The sequence below is a fragment of the Pseudomonas sp. CBS genome, assembly GCF_024734645.1.
In the GTDB taxonomy this organism is placed as follows: Bacteria; Pseudomonadota; Gammaproteobacteria; order Pseudomonadales; family Pseudomonadaceae; genus Aquipseudomonas.
Map to the genome: position 1 here is coordinate 1,908,693 of NZ_CP102929.1, position 23,272 is coordinate 1,931,964.

A 23,272-nucleotide genomic window follows, 5' to 3' on the forward strand; every position below is an offset into this window, starting at 1 on the left:
GCCTGAATGGTTGTGGTAAACATCGCCCCGTGCAGTATCCAGCACATCGACAGGGGACGCCTAGTTCAGCTCGACTGTGGAAAGCCCAGGCTTTGGCCGCTCTTCAGCCATTGCTCAAGCACCGCCGCCAGGCCACCTTGCCAATGGGTACTCTCTTCGCTCCACAATTCGGTCTTGCCGGAAGGCTGCCACCAGCGGCAGAGCCGTTGTGAAGTGTCCACGGGGTCGATCCGTTGCACCACCGCCAACGGTTGAAACCCAGGGACATACGCATGGGTAGGCCGGATGCGCCACACCTGTTGCTGCAAGGCAGCAGGCTTCAGGTCATCCGCCAGGGTCAGGATCTGGCCACCGATTACCTGGGCGGCCAGGGCCAGCAGTAACAGACCGGGTTCGAAGGCACCGCTGAGGGCCAGCCGCGACTGTTCGGTAAAGCCCTGCTGACGCAAGCCATCAGCCAGGCGCTCGACATCTCGCAGCGCATCAATCCAGCGCCAGGCGTACCACTGGCCGTCACGCTTGTGGCGCAGGGCGCTGTGCAACGGGGTCACTTGTGCCCAATGGCGCAATTGCGCCAACGCCTCGGGCAGCACCGTGACCCGTTCGGCGGGCCATTCCACATCCAGCGGAAGTTCGAGTTCATGCACGCTCATAGGGTGATGCTCCTATTGGTGAAACAAGCATGCGGTGGTCCGCTGGCCGGGTTGACTCACGTAGCAGCTGCCGAGCCTTGGCGAGGTTGCGTTTGCGGTGTGTCAGGCAGGCCGCTGACGCAGCCTCGCCAAGGCTCGACAGCTGCTACGCGACGTTTGTCTTGCGCAAGGGACCAAGGTCACGATAGCTGGCCCCGGGATGGTTGTCCGCCAAGCGCGCGCCGTCTCCAAACAATTTCTCTCGCAGGGTGCCCTGGGCGTATTCAGTCTTGTACACGCCACGCTTCTGCAGCTCCGGCACCAGCAGCTCGACCGCGTCGATAAAGGTCTCGTGGGTCAGTGCATAGGCCAGGTTGAAGCCGTCCACATCGGTCTCCTCAACCCATTCCTGCAACAGATCGGCCACGGTTTCCGGGCCGCCGACAAACAACGGGCCAAAGCCACCGATGCCGACCCAGTCTGCCAGTTCGTTCGGGGTCCAGACCTTGTTCGGGTCGGCGGTGGAGAACGCTTCCACCGCCGATTGAATGGCGTTGGTGTGCACATGTTTGAGGGGTTCATCAGGCTTGAACTGGCTGAAATCGATACCGGTCCAGCCGGAGATCAGGGCCATTGCGCCTTCGTAGCTGACGTAGGATTTGTATTCCTCGAACTTGGCCTTGGCCTTGGCGTCGGTTTCGCCAACGATCACCGTCTGCAGGTTGAAGATCAGGATTTTCTTCGGATCACGGCCTGCCTCAGCCGCACGCCGACGGATGTCAGCAACGGTTTTCTTCAGCAGCACTTTCGACGGCGCGGCGACAAACACGCACTCGGCCTGCTCGGCGGCGAACTGTTTGCCTCGGCTGGAAGCGCCGGCCTGGTAAAGCACCGGCGTGCGTTGTGGCGAAGGCTCGCACAGGTGAATGCCGGGCACCTGGAAGTGTTTGCCGACGTGACGGATCTCGTGGATTTTGCTCGGGTCACTGAAGATCCGCCGCTCGCGGTCGCGCAACACGGCGCCCTCTTCCCAACTGCCTTCCCAGAGTTTGTAGCAAACCTCCAGGTATTCCTCGGCGTAGTCGTAGCGCGCATCGTGTTCGGTCTGGGCTTTCTGGCCGAGGTTCTTCGCGCCGCTTTCCAGATACGAGGTGACGATGTTCCAGCCGACGCGGCCCTTGGTCAGGTGGTCGAGGGTGGAAAGGCGCCGGGCGAACGGATACGGGTGTTCGAAGGACAGTGAAGCCGTCAGGCCAAAGCCCAGGTGTTCGGTGACCAGCGCCATGGGGGCGATCAGCGACAGCGGGTCGTTGACCGGCACTTGGGTGGCCTGGCGAATCGCCGCGTCACCGTTGCCGTTGTAGACGTCGTAGATACCCAGCACATCGGCGATAAACAGGCCGTCGAACTTGCCGCGCTCGAGGATTTTCGCCAGGTCGGTCCAGTACTCCAGGTCCTTGTACTGCCACGAGCGGTCACGCGGGTGCGCCCACAGGCCTGGCGACTGGTGGCCGACACAGTTCATGTCGAAGGCATTCAAGCGGATTTCACGAGGCATTAAACAGTACTCCGGGGGGCGACACCGTTGAGGTGGTAGTTGCCGACAATCTGGTATTTCCAGCGCAAGGGATCATCAAGGGTGGGTGGCAGTGCGGTGCGCTGGCCGGTGAGTTCGAATTCGGCGTTGCTGGCGGCAATAAGGGCTTCGGCGGCCGCGATCTGCGCTTCGGTGAGGGCAACCGGGCTGGGGTGGGTTTCGGCACGCTCGAACAAAGCGGCCGCGACCTCCACGCGAATCTGCAAATCGCCGAAGCGGCTGATCACGTAGGGGTCATCACTTTTCTCGACAAAGCGCCGGGTGCTTTCCAGCAGTTGGCGCGCCTGATTCAGTGCGGTCATGGATGCAGCTCCTCAGTTCCAGGCATGGCGTGCAGGCTTGACGCCGTTGAGCACAAAGTTGCCGATCAGGTGGTATTTCCAGCGGGCCGGGTCGTGCAGGGTGTGGGTACGTGCGTTGCGCCAGAAGCGGTCGAGGTTGTGCTTGCCGGATACCGAGCGGGTGCCGGCCAGTTCGAAGAGTTTGCTGCTGGCGAGCAACGCGGTTTCGGCTGACAACACCTTGGCCTGGGCGACCACCAGCGAGGCATTGGCCACGGTGTCTTCGTTGGGGTTGGCCAGGGCCTGGTCGACGGCAAGGCCGGCCTTGGCGAGGATCGCTTCGGTGCCGTGGACCCGCCATTCCAGGTCGCCGATGGCGGCGATGGTGAACGGGTCTTGCCAGCCGTGATCCTGCTGGCTGTCGATCCAGGGCCGGGCCTGGCGTGCATGGATTTTTGCTTGTTCCAGCGCGCCAAGGGCGATACCGGTGTCCACCGCTGCCTGGATGATCTGGGAAATCGGGCCGTTGGCGGTGGGTTGGTCGAAGGCCTGGTGGGCGGGGATCACCGCACTCAGCGGCACCTTCACACCGTCGAGGGTCACGCCGCCGCTGGCGGTGGTGCGCTGGCCGAAGCCGTCCCAGCTGTCGATCACTTGCAGGCCCGGCGCGTCCCGTTCGACAAAGGCGATGAACGCCTGGTCTTTTTCGTTGACGCCCACGGTCGGCACGATATGGGCGAACAGCGCACCCGTGCAGTAGAACTTCTCGCCATTGACGTACGCACTGTCACCGTCAAAGCGCACTTGCGTATCAAAGGTGCCGGCGTTCTTGCTCTTGGCTTCGGAGAAGGCGTTGCCGAAACGGTAGCCCTGCAAGACCTTGGCGAAGTAGTGCTGCTTTTGTTCCTCGCTGGCGGTTTGCAGGAGAATGTCGACAACGCCCAGGTGGTTCTGCGGAATTTGCCCCAGGGACGGGTCGGCGGCGGAGATCAGCTTGATCACCTCGGCCACCGTCACATAGGACACCCCGGCGCCACCGTAGGCCCTGGGAATGGTGATGCCCCACAGGCCGCTGGCGGAGAATTCATCCAGTTCGGCCACCGGCAGGCGTCGTTCGCGGTCACGCACACCGGCTTCGACGGCGAAACGCTTGGCCAACTCGGTGGCAACGGCAATGGCTTCGGCGTCTGAGCGAATGATGTGAGCAGGTTGCAGGGGTTGGGCTGACATGGGCCGACTCCAGGCTCCAGAGAGATACTGGGGTAATTGCAGGAGTCGTGCCTGAATCCAATGCTCAATAAAATCAGAGGGTTGCTTGTAAAACGGGGAAGTCGTCAGCGGTTCAAACTAGCAAAGTGTCCAACCACTGTTGCGCTGCCAACAGTTAGATCACCACGTTGCGCACAAACCGCACCGCCACGTCGCCGTCATTGCGATAGGCGTGAAGCTGGCGGCTGGCGAACATCAGGAACTCACCGGTGGCGACGTGTTTTTCCTCATCACCCAGCACCAGCGTCAGCGTGCCTTCGAACACGAACAGCTGCACGCTCCAGCCGTCGGGGTCCGGCTCGGGCATGTAGCGATCACCGGGCTCCAGGCGCATCTCCCATAGCTCCACCTCGCGGCGAGCGGTGGCTTTGGCCAGCAGCACGGCTTTGCTGCCGGCGATCTCACCGGCCCAGGCCAGTTCGTTGATACGGCTGTGGTCGGGGGCATCCGGGGCCTGGATCAGGTCGCTGAAGGCCACGTCCAGGGCTTCGGCCACCCGATCGAGGGTCGACAGGCTGACGTTCTTCTCCCCCGCCTCGATCGCCACCAGCATGCGCCGGCTGACGCCGGACTTTTCGGACAACGCCGTCTGGCTCAATTCGGCCGCATGGCGCAAACGCCGAACGTTCTGGCTGACGTGTTGCAGGACCGAGGCCCGTTGTGGATTTTCTTTGTGCACTATATTGCTCACAGGGTGGGGTTGCGCAGTATACTGCCCAGCTTGCGGCGCATTGTGCGGTCCGCGCCCCTACTGTGCAAGACCGAGCCGCCATGACCACCTCCCCGTTGTTTTCCCGTTTCAGCAAAGCCGAATGTGTATTGGTGGTGATCACCATGTTTTGGGGCGGCACCTTTTTGCTGGTGCAGCACGCCATGGCCGTGAGCGGCCCGATGTTTTTTGTCGGCCTGCGGTTTGCGGCGGCGGCTGTGATCGTCGGGGCGTTTTCATTGCGCAGCCTGCGAGGCCTGACGCTGTTTGAGTTGAAGGCCGGGTGCTTTATCGGTGTGACGATCATGTTTGGCTACGGTTTGCAGACCATTGGCTTGCAGACGATCCTGAGCAGCCAGTCGGCGTTTATCACCGCGCTGTATGTGCCGTTCGTGCCGCTGCTGCAATGGCTGGTACTGGGACGGCGGCCGGGGTTGATGCCGAGCATCGGCATCATGCTCGCGTTTACCGGGCTGATGCTGTTGACCGGCCCGGCCGGGGCATCACTGAATTTCAGTCCCGGTGAAATCGCCACGCTGATCGGTGCGGTGGCGATTGCCGCCGAGATCATCCTGATCAGCGCCTTTGCCGGGCAGGTGGATGTACGTCGGGTGACGGTGGTGCAATTGGCCACGGCTTCAGTGCTGTCGTTCCTGATGGTGGTGCCGATGGGCGAGGCGCTGCCGGCGTTTTCCTGGTTGCTGCTGTTCAGCGCGGTGGGCCTGGGGCTGACCAGCGCGGTGATTCAGGTGGCGATGAACTGGGCGCAGAAAAGCGTCTCACCGACTCGCGCCACGCTGATTTATGCCGGGGAGCCGGTGTGGGCCGGCGTGGTCGGGCGGATTGCCGGCGAGCGCTTCCCGCCGATTGCCATGGTGGGCGCAGCGTTGATTGTGGCGGCGGTGATTGTCAGCGAAATGAAAACCCGTCGGCAGCGGCTCGCCGAGCCCCAGATCGAACTGGAACACGAAAAGCAGGGTTAGACACCTCAGAGGCGCAACTCGCCGTCCAGGTTAATGGCTTGCAGAAACGCCTCGTCATGGGACACCACGATCAATGCACCCTGGTATTGATTGAGCATTTGCTCCAGGGCAATCCGGCTGGGCAAGTCCAGATGGTTATCGGGTTCGTCCAACAACAGCAATTGCGGCGGACGTTGGGCGTAGAGCTGCGCGGCCAGGGCAATTTTCAGGCGCTCGCCACCGCTCAGTTGGCAGGTGTCGAGCATCGCGCGGTCAGCATCAATGCCCATTTGCGCCAGCCGGGTACGCGCTTCGCTTTGCGGCAATAGCGGATTACTTTCGTAGAGCCATTGCACCGCCGTGCGTTGGGGGTGCTCCAGCCCGGCGTGTTGGTCCAGCCAGCCAATATGACAACTGCGCGCCAACTCACCGTCAGCCACCGGCAACTGGCCGGCAATCACCCGCAGCAGGGTCGACTTGCCACTGCCATTGGCCCCCAGGATCGCCATGCGCATCGGGCCGGTCAGGGTGAGATTGATCGGTGCGCGGCTGCCAAACGGCAGCACCACCTCGTTGAGTTGCAACACCAGCTTGCCCTGGGGCACCACGCTTTCCGGCGACAGCATCATGCGCTGGATCTCGGGCGCACATCGTGCACGCGCCTCGGCGATCCGCTGCTGTTGCTGCTCACGCGCCAGCTGCTGATTGAGGCGCAACTTGCCCTGGCTGTTTTCACTGCGCTCTTTCTGGGCGTTGGTGATCAGTTTGGTCTGATTGCCATCCCGGGCCTGGCGGTCGCCCCGGGCATTGCGGCGCTGCTGACGCTCCATCTGGATGACCGCTTCACGCTGCTCACGTCTGGCGTGCGCGCGCTCCCCCTGCAACGCCGACTGGAACGCTTGCTGCTCCTGCTCCCGTGTCGCCGCATAGTGGCTGTAATTACCGCCGTACACCGCCAAGCCCTTGGGCGACAGTTCGACAATCTCGTCCATGTGCTCCAGCAATCCACGATCATGGCTGATCAGCACCAGGCCGCCGGACCAGCGATCAATCTGCTGGGCAAGCTTGTGTTGCTGATCAATGTCCAGGTGGTTGCTGGGCTCATCGAGGATCAACCAGTCTGCCCTGGACAACCAGGCGCCCAGCAAGGCGACACGCTGGCGTTCGCCCCCACTGAGGGCCGCGGTAGGCGAGTCGGCAGCCAAGTGCCCCAGACCGATGTGTTCCAGGGCCGCCGCCAGTCGCGGCGCGCAATCCCATTGATCGACCGCCAGTGCATGGTCGTGCTCGTCCAGACTGCCCTCGGTGATACGCGCCAACGCCGCCAGCACTTGGTCGACACCTGCCAGCGCCGCTACGGTGGGATAGCGCTCTGGCTCCAGCAGTTGCGTCACCGCGTATACACTGCCCTCACGGCGCACATGCCCGCGGGTGGGCTGCAAGGTGCCCGCGAGCATTGCGCCCAACAAGGACTTGCCAGTGCCATTGGCCCCCACGAGGCCGGTCGCCCGGGCGCTGAAGGCATTGTTCAGGTTGTCAAACAGCATGCGTCCGTCCGGCAGGCTGTAGGCGACATGGTCAAGGTGTAGCAATCGCTGGGTCATCACACGTCCTTATGCAACAGGCTGAAAAAAACCTGTTAACAGCATACCTGCCCTGAATACAGGCATTGAAACAATGCCAAACAGTCTTTTTCAGCCTACCTTGTAGGATCCTGCCACATCTTGCCGTTTGGTGATCAAGATTCCGGCACGTATGATGCATCCCAAACTCCCGCAGATTAGAAGCCTATGTCCCTGATAGTTCTACTGCTTCTGCCCTTTATCGGCAGCTGTCTCGCGGCCTTGCTGCCGCACAACGCACGTAATACAGAGTCCCTGCTGGCCGGCCTCGTTGCCCTGGTCGGGACGGTTCAAGTCGCCCTGCTCTACCCCCAGATCGCCCATGGTGGCGTGATACGTGAAGAATTCATGTGGTTGCCCAGCCTCGGGCTGAACTTCGTATTGCGCATGGACGGTTTTGCCTGGTTGTTCTCGATGCTTGTACTGGGCATCGGGACGTTGGTGTCGCTGTACGCCCGTTATTACATGTCGCCGGAAGACCCGGTGCCGCGTTTCTTCGCATTTTTCCTGGCGTTTATGGGCGCCATGCTTGGCCTGGTGATTTCCGGCAACCTGATCCAGATCGTGTTTTTCTGGGAACTCACCAGCCTGTTCTCGTTCCTGTTGATCGGCTACTGGCACCACCGCGCCGATGCCCGGCGTGGCGCCTATATGGCGCTGATGGTCACCGGCGCAGGCGGCTTGTGCCTGCTGGCAGGGGTGATGCTGCTCGGGCATATCGTCGGCAGCTACGACCTGGACCAGGTCCTGGCTGCCGGTGATCAGATCCGTGCCCATTCGCTGTACCCGATCATGCTCGCCCTGGTGCTGATCGGCGCGCTGAGCAAAAGCGCGCAATTCCCCTTCCACTTCTGGCTGCCCCACGCCATGGCTGCACCGACGCCGGTGTCGGCCTACCTGCACTCGGCGACGATGGTGAAGGCCGGCGTGTTCCTGCTGGCCCGCCTGTGGCCGTCGTTGTCCGGCAGCGAAGAGTGGTTCTGGATTGTCGGCGGTGCCGGCGCCATTACCCTGCTGCTCGGCGCTTATTGCGCCATGTTCCAGAACGATCTCAAGGGCCTTTTGGCCTACTCCACCATCAGCCACCTCGGGCTGATCACCTTGCTGCTGGGCCTCAACAGCCCGCTGGCCGCCGTCGCCGCGGTGTTCCATATCCTCAACCACGCCACCTTCAAGGCATCGCTGTTCATGGCAGCGGGGATCATCGACCACGAAAGCGGCACCCGTGACATTCGCAAGCTCAGCGGCCTGGTGAAGCTGATTCCGTTTACCGCGACGCTGGCGATGGTCGCCAGTGCGTCCATGGCCGGCGTACCGCTGCTCAACGGCTTCCTGTCCAAGGAAATGTTCTTCGCCGAAACCGTGTTTATCTCCGCCACTGCCTGGGTGGAAATCGCCCTGCCGGTCATCGCGACTATCGCCGGTACCTTCAGCGTGGCCTATGCCCTGCGCTTTACCGTGGATGTGTTCTTCGGCCCTAAAGCCACCAACCTGCCTCACACTCCGCACGAGCCACCACGCTGGATGCGCGCGCCGGTGGAGTTGCTGGTGTTTACCTGCCTGCTGGTGGGGATTTTCCCCGCCCAGGTGGTCGGTTCGATCCTCGCCGCTGCCGCCTTGCCGGTGGTCGGCGGCGAGCTGCCGGAGTACAGCCTCGCCATCTGGCATGGCTGGAACGCGCCGATGATCATGAGCCTGGTGGCCATGTCCGGCGGTGTCGTGCTCTATCTGCTACTGCGCAAACAACTCAAGTTGGGCCGCTTCAAATATCCGCCGATCATCAGCTACTTCAACGGCAAGCGCGGCTTCGAGCGCTGCCTGGTGGTGATGATGCGCGGGGTGCGCAAGATCGAAAAACGCATCAGCACCAAGCGCCTGCAAACCCAGTTGTTCCTGCTGGTGCTGGCGGCGGTGATCGCCGGGTTGATCCCGATGCTCTACAGCGGTATCAGTTGGGGCGACCGGCCGAAGATCCCGGGTTCCATCGTGTTCGTCACCCTGTGGCTGCTGGCGATCGCCTGTGCCCTGGGCGCCGCCTGGCAAGCCAAGTACCACCGGCTGGCGGCCCTGACCATGGTCAGCGTGTGCGGCCTGATGACCTGCGTGACTTTCGTCTGGTTCTCCGCGCCGGACCTGGCGCTGACCCAACTGGTGGTGGAAGTGGTCACCACCGTGCTGATCCTGCTGGGCCTGCGCTGGCTGCCACGGCGGATCGAAGAAGTTTCGCCACTGCCCAGCTCGTTGCGCAAGGCACGCGTCCGCCGCCTGCGTGACTTGCTGTTGTCTACCGTGGTCGGCGGCGGCATGGCGCTGCTCTCGTACGCGATGCTGACTCGCCAGACTCCCAACGACATCTCCTCGTTCTACCTCAGCCGCGCCCTGCCCGAAGGCGGTGGCAGCAATGTGGTAAACGTGATGCTGGTGGACTTCCGCGGGTTCGACACTCTGGGAGAAATTACCGTGCTCGGTGCCGTGGCGCTGACCGTCTACGCCCTGCTGCGCCGCTTCCGCCCTTCGAAAGAAAGCATGGAGCTGCCCGCGCAGCAGCGCCAGCTCGCACCCGATGTAGCCACCGACCTGGTCAACCCGCGCCAGGCCAGCGACACCGCCCTGGGCTTCATGATGGTGCCGGCCGTGCTGGTGCGCCTGCTGCTGCCGATTGCCCTGGTTGTCTCGTTCTATTTGTTCATGCGTGGCCACAACCAACCGGGCGGCGGGTTTGTCGCCGGGCTGGTGATGTCCGTCGCGTTCATCCTGCAATACATGGTCGCCGGTACCCAGTGGGTCGAGGCGCAGATGAGCCTGCGGCCGATGCGCTGGATGGGCTTTGGCTTGCTGTCGGCAACGTTGACCGGGCTTGGCGCACTGTTTGCCGGCTACCCGTTCCTCACCACCCACACCTGGCACTTCAGCCTGCCGGTGCTGGGGGACATCCACGTCGCCAGCGCGCTGTTCTTTGACGTCGGCGTATACGCCATGGTGGTCGGCTCGACCTTGCTGATGCTTACCGCCCTGGGCCACCAATCGGTGCGTGCCCATAAACCCAGCAACCAGGCGAAAGCCGTTGCCAGCCAAGGAGGAGCCGCCTGATGGAAGAAGTCATCGCAATTGCCATTGGGGTCCTGGCGGCCTCCGGCGTCTGGCTGATCCTGCGGCCACGGACGTTCCAGGTGGTGATGGGCCTGTGCCTGCTCTCCTACGGGGTCAACCTGTTCATCTTCAGCATGGGCAGCCTGTTTATCGGTAAAGAGCCAATCATCAAGGACGGCGTGCCGCAAGACTTGCTCAACTACACCGACCCGCTGCCCCAGGCCCTGGTGCTGACGGCGATCGTGATCAGCTTCGCCATGACCGCGCTGTTCCTGGTGGTGCTGCTGGCGTCCCGGGGCCTGACCGGCACTGACCATGTGGACGGCCGGGAGCCCAAGGAATGAGCTGGATGAATCAACTGATCATCGCACCGATCCTGCTGCCGTTGCTGACCGCCGCGCTGATGCTGATGCTCGGCGAGAAACACCGCCCGCTCAAGGCACGGATCAACCTGTTCTCCAGCATGGTCGGCCTCGGCATCGCCGTGCTGTTGCTGTACTGGACCCAGAAAGGCGGCCCCGGCTCCATCGGCGTGTACCTGCCGGGCAACTGGCAGGTGCCATTCGGCATCGTGCTGGTGGTGGACCAACTGTCGGCGATGATGCTGGTGCTCACCGGGATCATCGGCGTCAGCGCGCTGTTGTTTGCCATGGCCCGTTGGGACCGTGCCGGCACCAGCTTCCATGCACTGTTCCAGATTCAGTTGATGGGCCTGTATGGCGCCTTCCTGACCGCCGACCTGTTCAACCTGTTCGTGTTTTTCGAGGTGCTGCTGGCGGCGTCCTACGGCTTGATGCTCCACGGCTCCGGTCGGGCGCGGGTGTCATCGGGGCTGCATTACATTTCGATCAACCTGCTGGCTTCGACCTTGTTCCTGATTGGCGCGGCGCTGATCTACGGCGTCACCGGCACCCTGAACTTTGCCGACCTGGCCCTGAAAATCCCGTTGGTACCGGAGGCCGATCGCGGCCTGCTGCACGCCGGTGCAGGTATCCTCGCCGTCGCCTTCCTGGCCAAGGCCGGCATGTGGCCGCTGAACTTCTGGCTGGCACCCGCCTACTCCTCGGCGAGTGCGCCGGTGGCGGCGATGTTTGCGATCATGACCAAGGTCGGCGTGTACACCGTGCTGCGCCTGTGGAACCTGCTGTTCTCCGGCCAGGCCGGGGCCTCGGCGCTGTTTGGCGGCGACTGGCTGATCTACGGCGGCATGGCGACCATCGTCTGCGCGGCGCTGGCGATGATCGCCGCGCAACGCCTGGAACGCATGGCCAGCCTGAGCATTCTGGTGTCCGCCGGGATCCTGCTGTCGGCGGTGGGGTTTGCCCAGCCAAGCCTGACGGCCGGGGCGCTGTTTTACCTGGTCAGTTCCACCCTGGCGCTGAGCGCACTGTTCCTGCTGGCCGAGCTGATCGAGCGTTCGCGCTCGGCCAACGACATGCCCCTGGACGACGAAATCGAAGCCCTGCCCAAGGCCATGGAATCCTTGCATCCACCGCCCGGCACCAACCTCGACGATGAGCAGAAAGCCGTCGTAGGCCAGGTCATTCCCTGGACGGTGGCCTTCCTCGGCCTGAGCTTTATCGCCTGTGCCCTGCTGATCATCGGCATGCCGCCGCTGTCCGGGTTTATCGGCAAGCTCAGCCTTCTCAGCGCGTTGATCAACCCGATGGGCCTGGGCAACGCCATCGACGAACCGGTACGCCCGGCGGCGTGGGGCCTGGTGGCGCTGTTGATCTTCTCCGGCCTGGCCTCGCTGATCGCCTTCGCCCGCCTTGGCATCCAGCGCTTCTGGACCCCGGAAGAACGCCCGTCGCCGCTGTTGCGCCGCTTCGAGTGTGTGCCGATTTTCTTCCTGCTGGGCCTGAGCATCGCCCTGACCTTCAAGGCAGAGCCGCTGATGCGCTACACCCAGGCCGCCGCCGAAAGCCTGAACAACCCGGAGCATTATGTGATGGCGGTCATGGCGACGCGGCCGGTGCCAAGCCCTGAAGCCAAGGCCGCCGCATTGGAGATGCAGCCATGAAGCGTCTGTTCCCTGCCCCGTGGCTATCGTTGGCACTGTGGTTGTTGTGGCTGGTGTTGAACCTGTCCGTCAGCCCCGGCAACCTGCTGCTGGGTGCGATTCTCGGTTTTGCCGCACCGCTGATGATGGCGCCATTGCGCCCGTTGCCGATCCGCATCCGCCGCCCGGGGGTGATCATCCGTTTGTTCTTCCTGGTAGGGCGTGACGTGATCATCTCCAACCTTGCCGTGGCCTGGGGCATCCTGACCTGCGGCTCGCGCCCGCCGCGTTCGCGCTTTATCAAGATCCCGCTGGACCTGCGGGATGCAAACGGCCTGGCCGTGCTGGCGATGATTACCAGCGTGACGCCGGGCACCGTGTGGTCGGAACTGGCCCTGGACCGCAGCATCCTGCTGATCCACGTGTTCGACCTGGATGACGAAGCGCAGTTTATCGAGCACTTCAAACACGCCTACGAACGGCCCCTGATGGAGATCTTCGAATGAGCGCCCTGCTCTCCAATGCGATCCTGTTCAGCCTGTTCCTGTTTTCCCTGGCCATGGTGCTGACCCTGGTGCGCCTGTTCAAAGGCCCGTCGGCCCAGGACCGGGTCCTGGCGCTGGACTACCTGTACATCCTGGCGATGTTGATGATGCTGGTGCTGGGCATTCGGTATGCCAGTGACACTTATTTTGAAGCGGCATTGTTGATTGCGCTGTTTGGCTTTGTGGGGTCGTTTGCCCTGGCGAAATTCCTGCTGCGTGGGGAGGTGATCGAATGATCAATGTTGGTGTGTTGCCGCTGTGGGTTGAAGTGATCGTCGCGGTGTTATTGGTGCTTAGCAGCCTGTTTGCGCTGATTGGCGCGATTGGGCTGTTGCGGATGAAGGACTTTTTCCAGCGCATGCACCCGCCGGCATTGGCCTCGACATTGGGTGCGTGGTGTGTGGCGTTGGCGTCGATTGTCTACTTTTCGGTGCTCAAGTCCGGGCCGGTGTTGCACGGTTGGTTGATTCCGATCCTGCTGTCGATCACGGTACCGGTGACCACCTTGTTGCTGGCCAGGACCGCGTTGTTTCGCAAGCGTATGGCCGGGGACGATGTGCCGGCTGAGGTCAGTAGCCGTCGGAACGACAGCGATAGCTGAAAATGCCGATAATTATCTGTCACCCCACCCCTTTCCACTCTACTTACCTTTATCGGACAACCTACCTTCCCGATACAGGTAATGACCATGTATACCCATTCCGATGCACTGACCACGCTGTTTGATTTGCTCAACTCGCTGAACGCGCTGATTTCACACTTGACGAGCCAGCAACAGGCAGCCAAGCAGCGGGGTCTCGAGTTGTATCAACTCGGTGAATTCGAAGAGTGCGAAACCCATTTGACCATCTCCGCCTCGGCCGGCGATGCCCCATCCCAATACGCCCTGGGCGAAGCCATCCGGCGCCGGGTCGGCAGTGTCGGCCCCGAGGCCAAGGCGTGGTACCGCCTGGCCGCCGCCCAGGATCATGTGTACGCCCTGATGCGCCTGGGTGGCGAAACCAACCTGGCCAAGGCCAAGACCCTCGCCCAGGCGCGTGCCGATGCTGGCGACGGCGAGGCGATGCTGCAGCTGTATGAATTGACCAAAGACCGCTCGTGGCTGAGAAAGGCAGGCGATGCAGGCTGTGCCGAGGCCTATTACATTGCGGCGCTGCTGTACGACAAAAACCCGGAAGCCAGTGACAACCGTGACTCCATGCTCAGGTACGCAGCCTTCAAGGGCTTCCCGCCGGCGATGAAGTGGCTGGCCAACATGCAGACCTATTACCGCAACCTCTCCTACCAACGCATCCACCTGGAAAAACGGCTGGCGCTGAATGACCTCGATGGCGTCATGACCTATGCCGGCGCACTCGGTGGGTTCGATATCGATGAAAGTGGCACCAACCGCTATCACTACCCCGAGAACAAAATCCACGCCTATGGGCTCTACTGGCTGGTCATGGACAGTACCCGGCAAAACCCACGGCATGCCGATGCCGCAGGCTACCTGCAACAGCTGGACAGCACGCTGACTGCCGAAGAAATGGAAACAGCCAAGGCGTATGGCCGCCAGTGGAAAACCGAGCACCCGGCGCTGTCGGAGTTCAGGTTGACCTATAGCGACCTGAAATGACCGACCGCTGATCACGGATTCGAGAGCACGCCCGGCAGTTAAAGATTAATTAATCCAAAAATAGCTTGGCTAAGCATTTCCAGGCTGATACGGTTTAGTGGATTATTTAATCCACTAAACCTCAGGCCTTCCCATGACAGCTCACACCCCTCGCTTTAACCAAAAAGTCGCCTTGGTCACCGGCGGTTCCCGCGGTATTGGCGAAGCCATCGTCCGTCGGCTTTCTGCTGAAGGTGCAGCGGTCGCGTTTACCTATTCCTCTTCTGCCGACAAGGCGCAAGCGCTGGTTGGCCTGATCGAAAGCAAGGGCGGAAAAGCCTTGGCGATTCAGGCCGACAGCGCTGATGTGGTGGCGATAGAACGGGCGGTCGCGACCACCGTCGAGCGCTTCGGCGCGTTGAATATCCTGGTGAACAACGCCGGGATCCTGCTGATGGGCACCGTCGACACCTTCAGCCTGGAAGACTTCGACCGGATGTTTGCGGTCAACGTGCGGGCCACGTTTGCGGCGGCCAAGGCGAGCTCGGCGGTGATGCACAAGGGTGACCGGATCATCACCGTCGGCAGCGTGGTCGCTCAACGTTCGGGCTTCCCGGGCTCCAGCGTCTACAGCATGACGAAGTCGGCGATCGCCGGTATGATCCGCGGCCTGGCGATTGATTTCGCCCCGCGCGGCATCACCGTCAACAACGTGCAGCCGGGCCCGACCAGCACCGACATGAACCCGGCAGATGGGCCCCATGCGGACATGATCAAAAGCCTGATCCCCTTGGGCCGCGTGGGCACCGCCGATGATGTTGCCGGTATGGTTGCTTATCTTGCGTCCGAAGACGCGGCATTTGTCACCGGCGCCAGCATGACCATCGACGGTGGTTACCTGGCCTGATCCATCACCTGCAATTTCCCCCGAGGTAACCATGGCAAGACCCAGAGCATTCGACCGCGACCAGGTGCTGCGCGAGGCCATTCGGGTTTTCTGCGACAAGGGGTTTGCCGCGGCCTCGACTGAAGAACTGATGCAGGCCATGGGACTGAGCCGCCAGAGCATGTACAACACCTTTGGCGACAAACGCCAGTTGTACCTGCTGGCGATGGCCGAGTATCAGCGCACCGGCGTCGATGATTTGATCGAGCGCCTGAACCAGGGCCCGACGCCGTTGCAGGCACTGCACGACACCCTGCAATCCTTCGCCACCCGCGCCCTGCGGGAAGGAACCGCGGGTTGCATGGGGGTCAATGCCATCTGCGAGTTCGGCATGGGTGATGAAGAAATCAATCAACTCACCGCCCACAGCGCCGACCGCTTGCGCAATGCATTCGAACAGACCCTTGAGCGTGCGCAGGAACAAGGCGAATTGGCCGCCGACACCAACCTGCCGGGCGCGTGTGATTTTCTGATGGCCACCCTCAGCGGCATGAAAGTCGCCAGCAAGGGCGGCGCAACGGTTGAGCAACTGGAGCGCATTGCGGGGTTTGCACTGCGGGCGCTCAGCGCAAACGCGTGATCTGCGTAATTGCATGGATTTGACCACCCATTTGCACTCGACTTGACCAGTTGTTTGCATCCTATTTGACCAGCGCACGCGTATGCCTTGACCCGCAGAAATCGACCCATTGCTGACACCTGAATGATGAGAAACCCCGATGCATCAGCGTATCCAGGCCATGCCCCAGATACCCTTTTGTTTCCAGCCTTGGTTGTATCCCACTATTCCCGAACCGCACTGATCCCCGCGAGCGTTGAGAAGGACGTGTCTTTCGCAGTCAGCAGAAAATCGCTCATATAAGGCGTAGCCAGCATGTCTGAGCGCACTGCCGCGAAAAGCGTGGGAAACAACCCCTTGTTACCCAGGCGCCGGGCAGTGACATATCCGCGCGAGGTGTATTCGTGAAGCGCCCAGTTGGGCAGGCAGCAAACGCCTCTGCCGGAAGCCACCAATTGCATCATCATCACCGTCATCTCGGAAGTTCGAACGTTGAGCGGTTCTATATCGGCGGGATCAAGAAAACGGGTGAAGATATCGAGCCTGTCTCGTTCGATTGGATAGGTGATCAGCGTGAGTGGCTTCAAGTCTTTTGGCTCGATGACGCTCTTCTCCACCAACGGATGGTGATTGTCCACAGCCAGCAATGCTTCATAGGTGAACAGCGGCACATAGGTGATCCCGTTCAGGTTGATCGGATCGGACGTCACGACTAAATCCAGATCTCCACGGGCCAAGGCAGGTAGCGGTGCGAACGAGAATCCGGATGCCAGATCCATCTCGACCTCCGGCCATGATGTCCTGAAAGCGTCAATGGCTGGCATCAGCCACTGGAAGCAGCTGTGGCACTCGATCGCGAGATGCAACCGCCCAGCCGAACCACCTGCTAACCGGCTGAAATCACGCTCGGCTTCGCGCAGCAATGGCAGCACTTCGTCGGCCAATCTCAGCAATCTCAGGCCTGCGCTGGTGAAGCGCATCGGCTTTGATTTACGAGTAAAAAGCGTCATCCCCATCCGTTCTTCCAGCTCTTTGAGCTGGTGGGAAATGGCTGACTGGGTCAGGTTCAGACGCTCAGCCGTTTCCACCAGACTGCTGGTGTCCCGCATGGCTTGTACGGTTTTAAGATGACGAATATCGATCATGACTATGAATAAAATTTGAGTTTGTGAGCAATAAAATTAGTTTGTCTCACCATAGATCAAGCGCCGACAATTGGTCTACTAGATAAACGGATTGGAAACACACTGATGGCTTTGGCCCAAACCTTCGAATTTCCCCACATTGGACGCATAGCTGGCGCGGAGATAAGCGAGGGACGTTCGCGATGACAGCAGTAAAGCGCCCCCTGCTCACCCTGCCCAACGGCGCCGACAAACTGCTCCTGCACTCCTGCTGCGCGCCATGCTCGGGAGAGGTGATGGAGGCGATCACGGCGTCGGGGATCGACTACACGATCTTTTTCTACAACCCGAACATTCACCCTGAGCGCGAATACCTGCTGCGCAAGGATGAAAACATCCGTTTTGCCGAAGACCATAACGTGCCGTTTGTCGATGCCGACTACGACACCGATAACTGGTTTGCGCGTGCCAAGGGCATGGAGCATGAACCGGAACGCGGTGTGCGCTGCACCATGTGCTTCGATATGCGCTTCGAACGGACGGCGCTTTATGCTTTCGAGCACGGCTTCAGCACGATCAGCAGCTCGCTGGGTATTTCCCGCTGGAAAGACATGAAGCAGATCACGGACAGCGGCATTCGCAGCGCGCAGAAATACCCCGGTGTCACCTACTGGGACTACAACTGGCGCAAGGGTGGTGGCTCGACACGAATGATCGAGATCAGCAAGCGCGAGCGTTTCTATCAGCAAGAGTACTGCGGCTGCATCTACTCGTTGCGAGACACAAATCACCATCGCAAGGATCAGGGGCGAGACATCATCCGGATCGGCGTGAAGTATTACGGGGATGAGGACGAAGACAGTTCAGCTCAGTCGTGATCTTCGAGAAACCGTACTCATAGGCATGAGGAAAACTCCTCACTTTATTTTGTGGTTGGAAGCGATGAGGATGCCCGGCTGAGTGTTCAGATCCCGTCGATACGGATAAAAAATGAGTGTGTTGAAAAAGGCGCTGCTAGATGGCGTGTTTACGTGCGTCGTTGAGTATGTGCCCAAACCTTCGTCGGAGCGCTTTACCGCTTTTGAAGCGCTGATGGAGCAATCGCGCCTTCACGAATGGCCGCTCGTTCCTGCTGTCGCAGATCGCGTCGGTGGCAAATTCGATATTGCTCCCGTAGATGCATGCGCTGCCCTCAAGGGGCCAACTCCAGCACTCATCCACTTTTCTGGCAAAGACCGTGAGCGTTCCGACCTGTTGTCTGAGTTGGACAGAATGGATCGCCTGGGTGTAAATCAGCTCTTGCTCATCAGTGGCGACCGGTTGCCAGGTCATCAGCCCGGCCAGCACCCGGTGCGTTATCTGGAGTCGGTGCCTGCCTTGCAAATCGCACGCGCGGCTCGCCCGGACTGGCTGTTGGGGGCTGCACTCAATCCATTTAAATATCGAGAAGAGGAAGGCTGCGCCCAGTATCTCAAAGCGCATAAGAAGCTTGCTGCCGGTGCAGATTTTCTCACACTCCAGTTGGGTTTCGATGCCAAGAAGCATATCGAGGCGATTACTTGGATGACCAGGCAGAAAACGGCCAAGCCTCTGCTGGCTTGCGTGATGGGGCTAACCGAGAAGCGCGCATCCTTGCTGAAAAGTGTGCCAGGCATCGTGGTCAGCCCTCCAATGCTTGGTGTACTTGCGGCTGAAGCAGCTGTTTCCAAGGAGCATGCTCGGTCACGCTGCACGGATCGCCTGGCCCTCCAGATCGTTGGCTTGCGATTGATGGGGTATGCGGGAATTCATCTGTCTGGCATCCATACCGCGCAAGAGCTTGAGGCTCTGGAGCAGAGAATTGCCATTTGGGAGAAGAACATCGGCTCGCTGGAACACTGGTCAGCAGCCTGGGCGGACAGCTGGCAGCCGCCAGGCCAGTTGGCAGTCACATTCAATCCGCCTGGAGCAAGCTGGTATCTGGGTGAGTCCAGCGTAAAGGCGACGTCGAAAGAAACGCTGCGCTATCACGTGTTGGCGGGCTTTCATTCGAGTCTGTTCAGCCGCACCAAATTGCTCGGCAAGGCTTTGGGGTGGGCCGTCCGCCGCCCGGTATGGTCGTCATACAGAGGGGCGTCTTTACTGCGCCAGTTGGAGCGGAGCCTAAAACGCCCGTTGGTAGGCTGCGACACTTGTGGGCAGTGTCGACTAGAGGACACGCTGTATATCTGCCCTGAGACATGCCCGAAAGGCTTGTCCAATGGCCCCTGCGGCGGCACTCACCTCAACAGGTGCGAGTTTGGGGATCGCGAGTGCATCCACAGCGTGAAGTACCGGACTGCCAAATCGGTTCGCCAAATTCAGATTCTCACGGATCGACTGATTCCTTGCGTTGAACAGGGCAGCCGTCACAGCAGCTCCTGGCCACGGTGGTTTGAAGCTGACGCTAGCCAGACCAGAGGGACATCCGATTGACGTCGAACTCACGGCAGGCACTGAGCCAGGAAAGTAACGGCTCGATGCCGCAGAAGCAGTCGATAGCGCCTCCGGTCATCGAATCAGTCAGGCGAACCCGCTACAAGGTTGCACGCAGGTATGGCCGGGTCACCATTGCCGAGCACGAATACTTTTACGTACGAGCCCAGGACATTCTGGTACGCAGCGATATTTTTCAAGGTTATCGAAAAGAGGGATTACAGCGATTCCTCTCGGCAAACGCAGCGGTAACCCCAGACTGAGATTCCACAATCCCCTTGGCGCCGCTCCGCTGCGCAATCATGAGCGTTCCTAATACTTTATTGAAATCAATTCGTTTTTATTCATACAGGCACCCCGCATAAAATGCGCCCAGCTCTTCACGACCGGCGATTTAAAGGCTGTGGCGTGAGAAAACGGAACGATGGCCACATCTGAAAGGCAATCAGCAAATTCAGGTCTGGCGCGACGAACAGGGTGTCAGGCACGATGAACAAAGAATTCACTTTTTCCATCAACAGCATCAGCTTTGATGAGCATTACACTCCTTCCGACAATACTCGGATCACGACCAACTTCGCCAATCTGGCCAGAGGTGCGAGCCGTGAGGAGAATTTGCGCAACACGCTCAAGATGATTGATAACCGCTTCAACGCTCTGGCGCATTGGGATAACCCTAAGGGGGATCGTTACACGGTCAAGTTGGATATCATTTCCGCTGAAATGAATATCGATGCTGAAAGTCGAGACCACACCATACCGCTGATTGAGGTGCTGAAAACGACGATTGTTGATCAAAAAACCGGCGAGCGTATCAACGGCATCGTGGGCAACAACTTCTCGTCCTACGTGCGGGACTACGATTTCAGCGTGCGCTTGCTGGAGCACAACAAGAACCAGGCCGGTTTCAGCACGCCAGAAGATTTTGGCGATTTGCACGGCAAGCTGTTCAAGTCGTTCGTCAATTCAAGTGCCTACAAAGAGCATTTTGCCAAGCCGCCTGTGATCTGCCTCAGTGTGTCGAGCACCAGAACCTACCATCGAACCGAGAACCAGCATCCTGTGCTGGGCTTTGAGTACGAGCAGGACGCGTACTCGTTGACCGACGAGTATTTTAAGAAGATGGGCTTGCAGGTTCGTTACTTCATGCCGCCCAACAGCGCCGCACCATTGGCCTTTTACTTCTCGGGTGATCTGCTGGGTGACTACACCAATCTGGAACTGATTGGCACCATCAGCACCATGGACACCTTCCAGAAAATCTACCGGCCTGAGATCTACAACGCGAATTCGGCGGCTGGAAAATCCTATCAGCCTAGTCTGAAGAACCAGGATTACTCGCTGACTCGCATCGTGTATGACCGAGAAGAGCGTAGTCGGCTGGCAGTCGAGCAAGGCAAGTTTGCCGAAGAACAATTCATCAAGCCCTATCAAGCCGTGCTTGAGCAATGGTCCGTTAGCTGCGCTTTCTGATTATTTAGAACATTAAGGTTATCCCCCATGAAAAAACTGTTGCCCACGTCGACGGCTGGTAGCTTGCCCAAACCTTCCTGGCTGGCCCAACCCGAGACACTTTGGTCACCCTGGAAACTGCAGGACGATGAGCTGGTCGAGGGTAAGCAAGACGCGTTGCGCCTTTCTCTGCATGAACAACAGCTGGCCGGCATCGATATCGTCAGTGACGGTGAGCAGACTCGCCAGCATTTCGTGACGACTTTCATTGAGCACCTCGACGGCGTTGATTTCGAGAAGCGCGAAACGGTCAGGATTCGTGATCGTTACGACGCGAGCGTGCCGACAGTGGTGGGCGCCGTTGCTCGGAAAAAGCCTGTGTTCGTTGAAGACGCAAAATTCCTGCGTCAGCAAACTGGGCAGCCTATCAAGTGGGCTCTGCCAGGGCCGATGACGATGATCGACACCCTTTACGACGCTCATTACAAGAGCCGTGAAAAACTGGCTTGGGAATTCGCCAAGATCCTCAACCAGGAGGCCAAAGAGCTGGAGGCTGCCGGAGTCGACATCATTCAGTTCGATGAACCTGCATTTAACGTGTTTTTCGATGAGGTCAATGACTGGGGTGTTGCCACCCTTGAAAGGGCCATTGAAGGACTTAAATGCGAAACCGCCGTGCACATCTGCTACGGCTACGGCATCAAGGCGAATACCGACTGGAAGAAGACGCTGGGCTCGGAGTGGCGACAATACGAAGAAGCGTTTCCGAAGCTGCAAAAGTCCAGCATCGATATCGTCTCTCTGGAGTGTCACAACTCCCATGTGCCGATGGATCTGATCGAACTCATTCGCGGCAAGAAAGTAATGGTCGGTGCAATCGACGTGGCTAACCATGCTATTGAAACGCCTGAAGAAGTTGCCAATACCCTGCGCAAGGCACTCCAGTTCGTCGATGCGGACAAACTCTATCCCTGCACCAACTGCGGCATGGCGCCGTTGCCTCGTCGAGTGGCCAGCGGCAAGTTGAACGCGTTGAATGCCGGCGCAGAGATCGTGCGCAGAGAACTTTCGAACGGGCGTTGAGCGATGTCACTTCCTGGTCAATCAATCGAGCCCTTGGGCTTTCGCGAAGCGCTCGGGCACTACGCATCGGGTATTACGGTTATTTCATCGCACGTTGATGGCGAGCCGATTGGCTTCACCTGTCAGTCGTTCTACAGCGTGTCGATGAGTCCGCCACTGGTGTCATTCAGCGTCATGTCCAGTTCGGCGAGCTATCCCAGGATTCGCCGGGCAGGACGATTCGCAGTCAATATCCTGTCGGGCGAGCAGGTGGATATTTCCAACCAGTTCGCTCGGCGGGGTACGGACAAATGGCTCGGGGTGGACTGGCAGGAATCGCCTCTGGGTAATCCGATCATCGCTGGCAGTTTGCACTGGCTGGATTGCGAAATTCACGCAGAGCACGTGGCAGGTGATCACGTGATCGTGATTGGTGAAGTGAAAGCGATGAACCTGCAACAAGCTACTGCGGGACAGCCGTTGCTGTACTTCAAAGGGCAATACCGCAACCTCGCCACACATAGCACGGTTTGAGCCGTTACGTGCGCAGGTTCGGGGACTTGGATGTTACAAAGGATCTGCCGCCACGTCGGTAACGGAATAATCAACGCTCCGCTACCGACGTGACCGCTGGCTTAAACGCGAGAAGCCTGTAGGGAGGGGTAAAGCGCATGCTCGGCCACTTTGCCGAAAATCAGACCCAGGCTCGTCCAGAGTACGACCTGAATGCCCAACGACGCTGTACGGAATTTCCACAACAGTACGGCAGAGAAGTTCTCCGGCACCTCATTGATGGTCGGAAACAGGTACGCGGCGACCGAGACGATCACCAGATAAAGCGCGACCCCACTGATGGCGCCACTCCAAGTGCCGTTTCGGGCCATCAGCTTGCGTCCGACATTGACCGAAATCACGGCAGCGATCAACGACACCAACATGATCAGGAAGAACAGCTGGGTGCGCAGCCCGATGGTGTCCGGGTTACCCACGGATGGCGGGTTCGGTGGATATTTCAGGCCCGGGATCAGGAACACCACCACGAACGCGGCCAGTGCCAGTAGCGCCGCGAGCCCACGAGGGCCAATGCGACCAATTCGGCCCAGCGCGTAGGCGAATACAAGCGAGAAAATGCCGCCCAGCGATACGCTGTAAACGACGACGCCGGTCAGTAGCCCCACGCTGCCTTGCATGTCGCGGCTCACCAGTTCTTCCTCTTCGTCGGCGTCACCGTGCATGTGCGCCATGCTTTCTTCGAAGGCAATCGCCTTGTCCACTTGCGGCTCACCGAACACCTTGGCGAACCCGAATGCCAGCAGGCCCGCAATCAGACCGACGAGCATGCCCCTGACGAGTAAACGACCAGTCATGT

The 23,272-nt window shown here is 59.9% G+C and carries 23 protein-coding genes; 15 read left to right on the top strand and 8 right to left on the bottom strand.

The features are described 5' to 3' along the window. Positions 1–65: 65 nt before the first annotated feature. From NVB75_RS08540 to NVB75_RS08560, 5 genes are all read right to left on the bottom strand, one after another. Entirely contained in the window at positions 66–653 is a 588-nt protein-coding gene (locus tag NVB75_RS08540; protein WP_258346825.1) for an AMP-binding protein, read from the bottom strand. A 145-nt stretch (positions 654–798) separates the two neighbouring features. Further along, on the bottom strand, positions 799–2,190 hold the full coding sequence (locus tag NVB75_RS08545; RefSeq protein WP_258346826.1) for an LLM class flavin-dependent oxidoreductase: 1,392 nt from the start codon (positions 2,188–2,190) through the stop codon (positions 799–801). Further along, a complete protein-coding gene (locus tag NVB75_RS08550) occupies positions 2,190–2,531 on the bottom strand; it encodes an acyl-CoA dehydrogenase (protein WP_017477002.1) in 342 nt (113 codons plus the stop codon). Before NVB75_RS08550 ends, NVB75_RS08545 begins: the two co-directional genes overlap by 1 nt. Before the next feature lie 12 nt (positions 2,532–2,543). Next, positions 2,544–3,740: an SfnB family sulfur acquisition oxidoreductase gene (locus NVB75_RS08555; protein ID WP_258346828.1), complete on the bottom strand. Its 1,197-nt coding sequence runs from the start codon at positions 3,738–3,740 to the stop codon at positions 2,544–2,546. Positions 3,741–3,894: 154 nt separating this feature from the next. Continuing rightward, a complete protein-coding gene (locus NVB75_RS08560) occupies positions 3,895–4,458 on the bottom strand; it encodes a helix-turn-helix domain-containing protein (protein ID WP_258346829.1) in 564 nt (187 codons plus the stop codon). 92 nt (positions 4,459–4,550) lie between these two features. Between NVB75_RS08560 and NVB75_RS08565 the strand changes: the two genes are divergently transcribed. Next, positions 4,551–5,471 carry a DMT family transporter gene (locus NVB75_RS08565; protein ID WP_258346830.1) on the top strand — a complete coding sequence of 307 codons (921 nt, stop codon included), beginning with the start codon at positions 4,551–4,553 and terminating at the stop codon, positions 5,469–5,471. 5 nt (positions 5,472–5,476) lie between these two features. Here NVB75_RS08565 and NVB75_RS08570 read toward each other — a convergent pair whose 3' ends face one another. Then, positions 5,477–7,054: an ATP-binding cassette domain-containing protein gene (locus NVB75_RS08570; protein ID WP_258346831.1), complete on the bottom strand. Its 1,578-nt coding sequence runs from the start codon at positions 7,052–7,054 to the stop codon at positions 5,477–5,479. 186 nt (positions 7,055–7,240) lie between these two features. Between NVB75_RS08570 and NVB75_RS08575 the strand changes: the two genes are divergently transcribed. The 9 genes from NVB75_RS08575 to NVB75_RS08615 all read left to right on the top strand — a co-directional run bounded on the left by NVB75_RS08575 (position 7,241) and on the right by NVB75_RS08615 (position 15,832). Next, a complete protein-coding gene (locus tag NVB75_RS08575; protein WP_258346832.1) occupies positions 7,241–10,162 on the top strand; it encodes a monovalent cation/H+ antiporter subunit A in 2,922 nt (973 codons plus the stop codon). Then, entirely contained in the window at positions 10,162–10,506 is a 345-nt protein-coding gene (locus tag NVB75_RS08580; RefSeq protein ID WP_003192163.1) for a Na+/H+ antiporter subunit C, read from the top strand. Before NVB75_RS08575 ends, NVB75_RS08580 begins: the two co-directional genes overlap by 1 nt. After that, positions 10,503–12,185, top strand: a complete 1,683-nt coding sequence (locus tag NVB75_RS08585) for a monovalent cation/H+ antiporter subunit D (RefSeq protein WP_258346833.1) — start codon at positions 10,503–10,505, stop codon at positions 12,183–12,185. The genes NVB75_RS08580 and NVB75_RS08585 overlap by 4 nt, the downstream gene beginning before the upstream one ends. Then, the gene (locus NVB75_RS08590) at positions 12,182–12,670 is read left to right on the top strand and encodes a Na+/H+ antiporter subunit E (protein WP_177071035.1); all 489 of its coding nucleotides are present in this window, start codon (positions 12,182–12,184) and stop codon (positions 12,668–12,670) included. Before NVB75_RS08585 ends, NVB75_RS08590 begins: the two co-directional genes overlap by 4 nt. Beyond that, positions 12,667–12,945, top strand: coding sequence for a K+/H+ antiporter subunit F (locus NVB75_RS08595; protein ID WP_003211751.1), 279 nt, complete (start codon positions 12,667–12,669; stop codon positions 12,943–12,945). Before NVB75_RS08590 ends, NVB75_RS08595 begins: the two co-directional genes overlap by 4 nt. Then, positions 12,942–13,310, top strand: a complete 369-nt coding sequence (locus NVB75_RS08600; RefSeq protein WP_258346835.1) for a Na+/H+ antiporter subunit G — start codon at positions 12,942–12,944, stop codon at positions 13,308–13,310. The genes NVB75_RS08595 and NVB75_RS08600 overlap by 4 nt, the downstream gene beginning before the upstream one ends. An 87-nt stretch (positions 13,311–13,397) precedes the next feature. Continuing rightward, positions 13,398–14,327, top strand: coding sequence for a tetratricopeptide repeat protein (locus NVB75_RS08605; RefSeq protein ID WP_258346836.1), 930 nt, complete (start codon positions 13,398–13,400; stop codon positions 14,325–14,327). 133 nt (positions 14,328–14,460) lie between these two features. Further along, positions 14,461–15,213 carry a 3-oxoacyl-ACP reductase family protein gene (locus tag NVB75_RS08610; RefSeq protein ID WP_258346837.1) on the top strand — a complete coding sequence of 251 codons (753 nt, stop codon included), beginning with the start codon at positions 14,461–14,463 and terminating at the stop codon, positions 15,211–15,213. A 31-nt stretch (positions 15,214–15,244) separates the two neighbouring features. Continuing rightward, positions 15,245–15,832 (top strand): TetR/AcrR family transcriptional regulator, encoded by a 588-nt coding sequence (locus NVB75_RS08615; RefSeq protein ID WP_258346838.1) that lies wholly within the window; start codon positions 15,245–15,247, stop codon positions 15,830–15,832. Positions 15,833–16,035: 203 nt separating this feature from the next. On the opposite strand, the gene NVB75_RS08620 is transcribed toward NVB75_RS08615, so the two are convergent. Further along, the gene (locus NVB75_RS08620) at positions 16,036–16,956 is read right to left on the bottom strand and encodes a LysR family transcriptional regulator (RefSeq protein WP_026013300.1); all 921 of its coding nucleotides are present in this window, start codon (positions 16,954–16,956) and stop codon (positions 16,036–16,038) included. Between the two features lie 182 nt (positions 16,957–17,138). On the opposite strand from NVB75_RS08620, the gene NVB75_RS08625 reads away from it, so the two are divergent. The 5 genes from NVB75_RS08625 (at position 17,139) to NVB75_RS08645 (ending at position 22,437) form a co-directional block, all read left to right on the top strand. Beyond that, a complete protein-coding gene (locus tag NVB75_RS08625; RefSeq protein WP_026013301.1) occupies positions 17,139–17,813 on the top strand; it encodes an epoxyqueuosine reductase QueH in 675 nt (224 codons plus the stop codon). 112 nt (positions 17,814–17,925) lie between these two features. Continuing rightward, entirely contained in the window at positions 17,926–19,389 is a 1,464-nt protein-coding gene (locus tag NVB75_RS08630; RefSeq protein ID WP_017133127.1) for a methylenetetrahydrofolate reductase C-terminal domain-containing protein, read from the top strand. A gap of 489 nt (positions 19,390–19,878) precedes the next feature. Beyond that, the gene (locus NVB75_RS08635) at positions 19,879–20,862 is read left to right on the top strand and encodes a DUF1852 domain-containing protein (RefSeq protein ID WP_017133129.1); all 984 of its coding nucleotides are present in this window, start codon (positions 19,879–19,881) and stop codon (positions 20,860–20,862) included. A gap of 27 nt (positions 20,863–20,889) precedes the next feature. Continuing rightward, positions 20,890–21,924 (top strand): methionine synthase, encoded by a 1,035-nt coding sequence (locus NVB75_RS08640; protein WP_258346840.1) that lies wholly within the window; start codon positions 20,890–20,892, stop codon positions 21,922–21,924. A 3-nt stretch (positions 21,925–21,927) separates the two neighbouring features. Next, positions 21,928–22,437 carry a flavin reductase family protein gene (locus NVB75_RS08645; protein ID WP_026013302.1) on the top strand — a complete coding sequence of 170 codons (510 nt, stop codon included), beginning with the start codon at positions 21,928–21,930 and terminating at the stop codon, positions 22,435–22,437. 101 nt (positions 22,438–22,538) lie between these two features. Here the strand turns inward: NVB75_RS08645 and NVB75_RS08650 are convergent, their stop codons facing one another. After that, positions 22,539–23,270: a CbtA family protein gene (locus tag NVB75_RS08650; RefSeq protein ID WP_074862223.1), complete on the bottom strand. Its 732-nt coding sequence runs from the start codon at positions 23,268–23,270 to the stop codon at positions 22,539–22,541. Between the last annotated feature and the right edge of the window lie 2 nt (positions 23,271–23,272).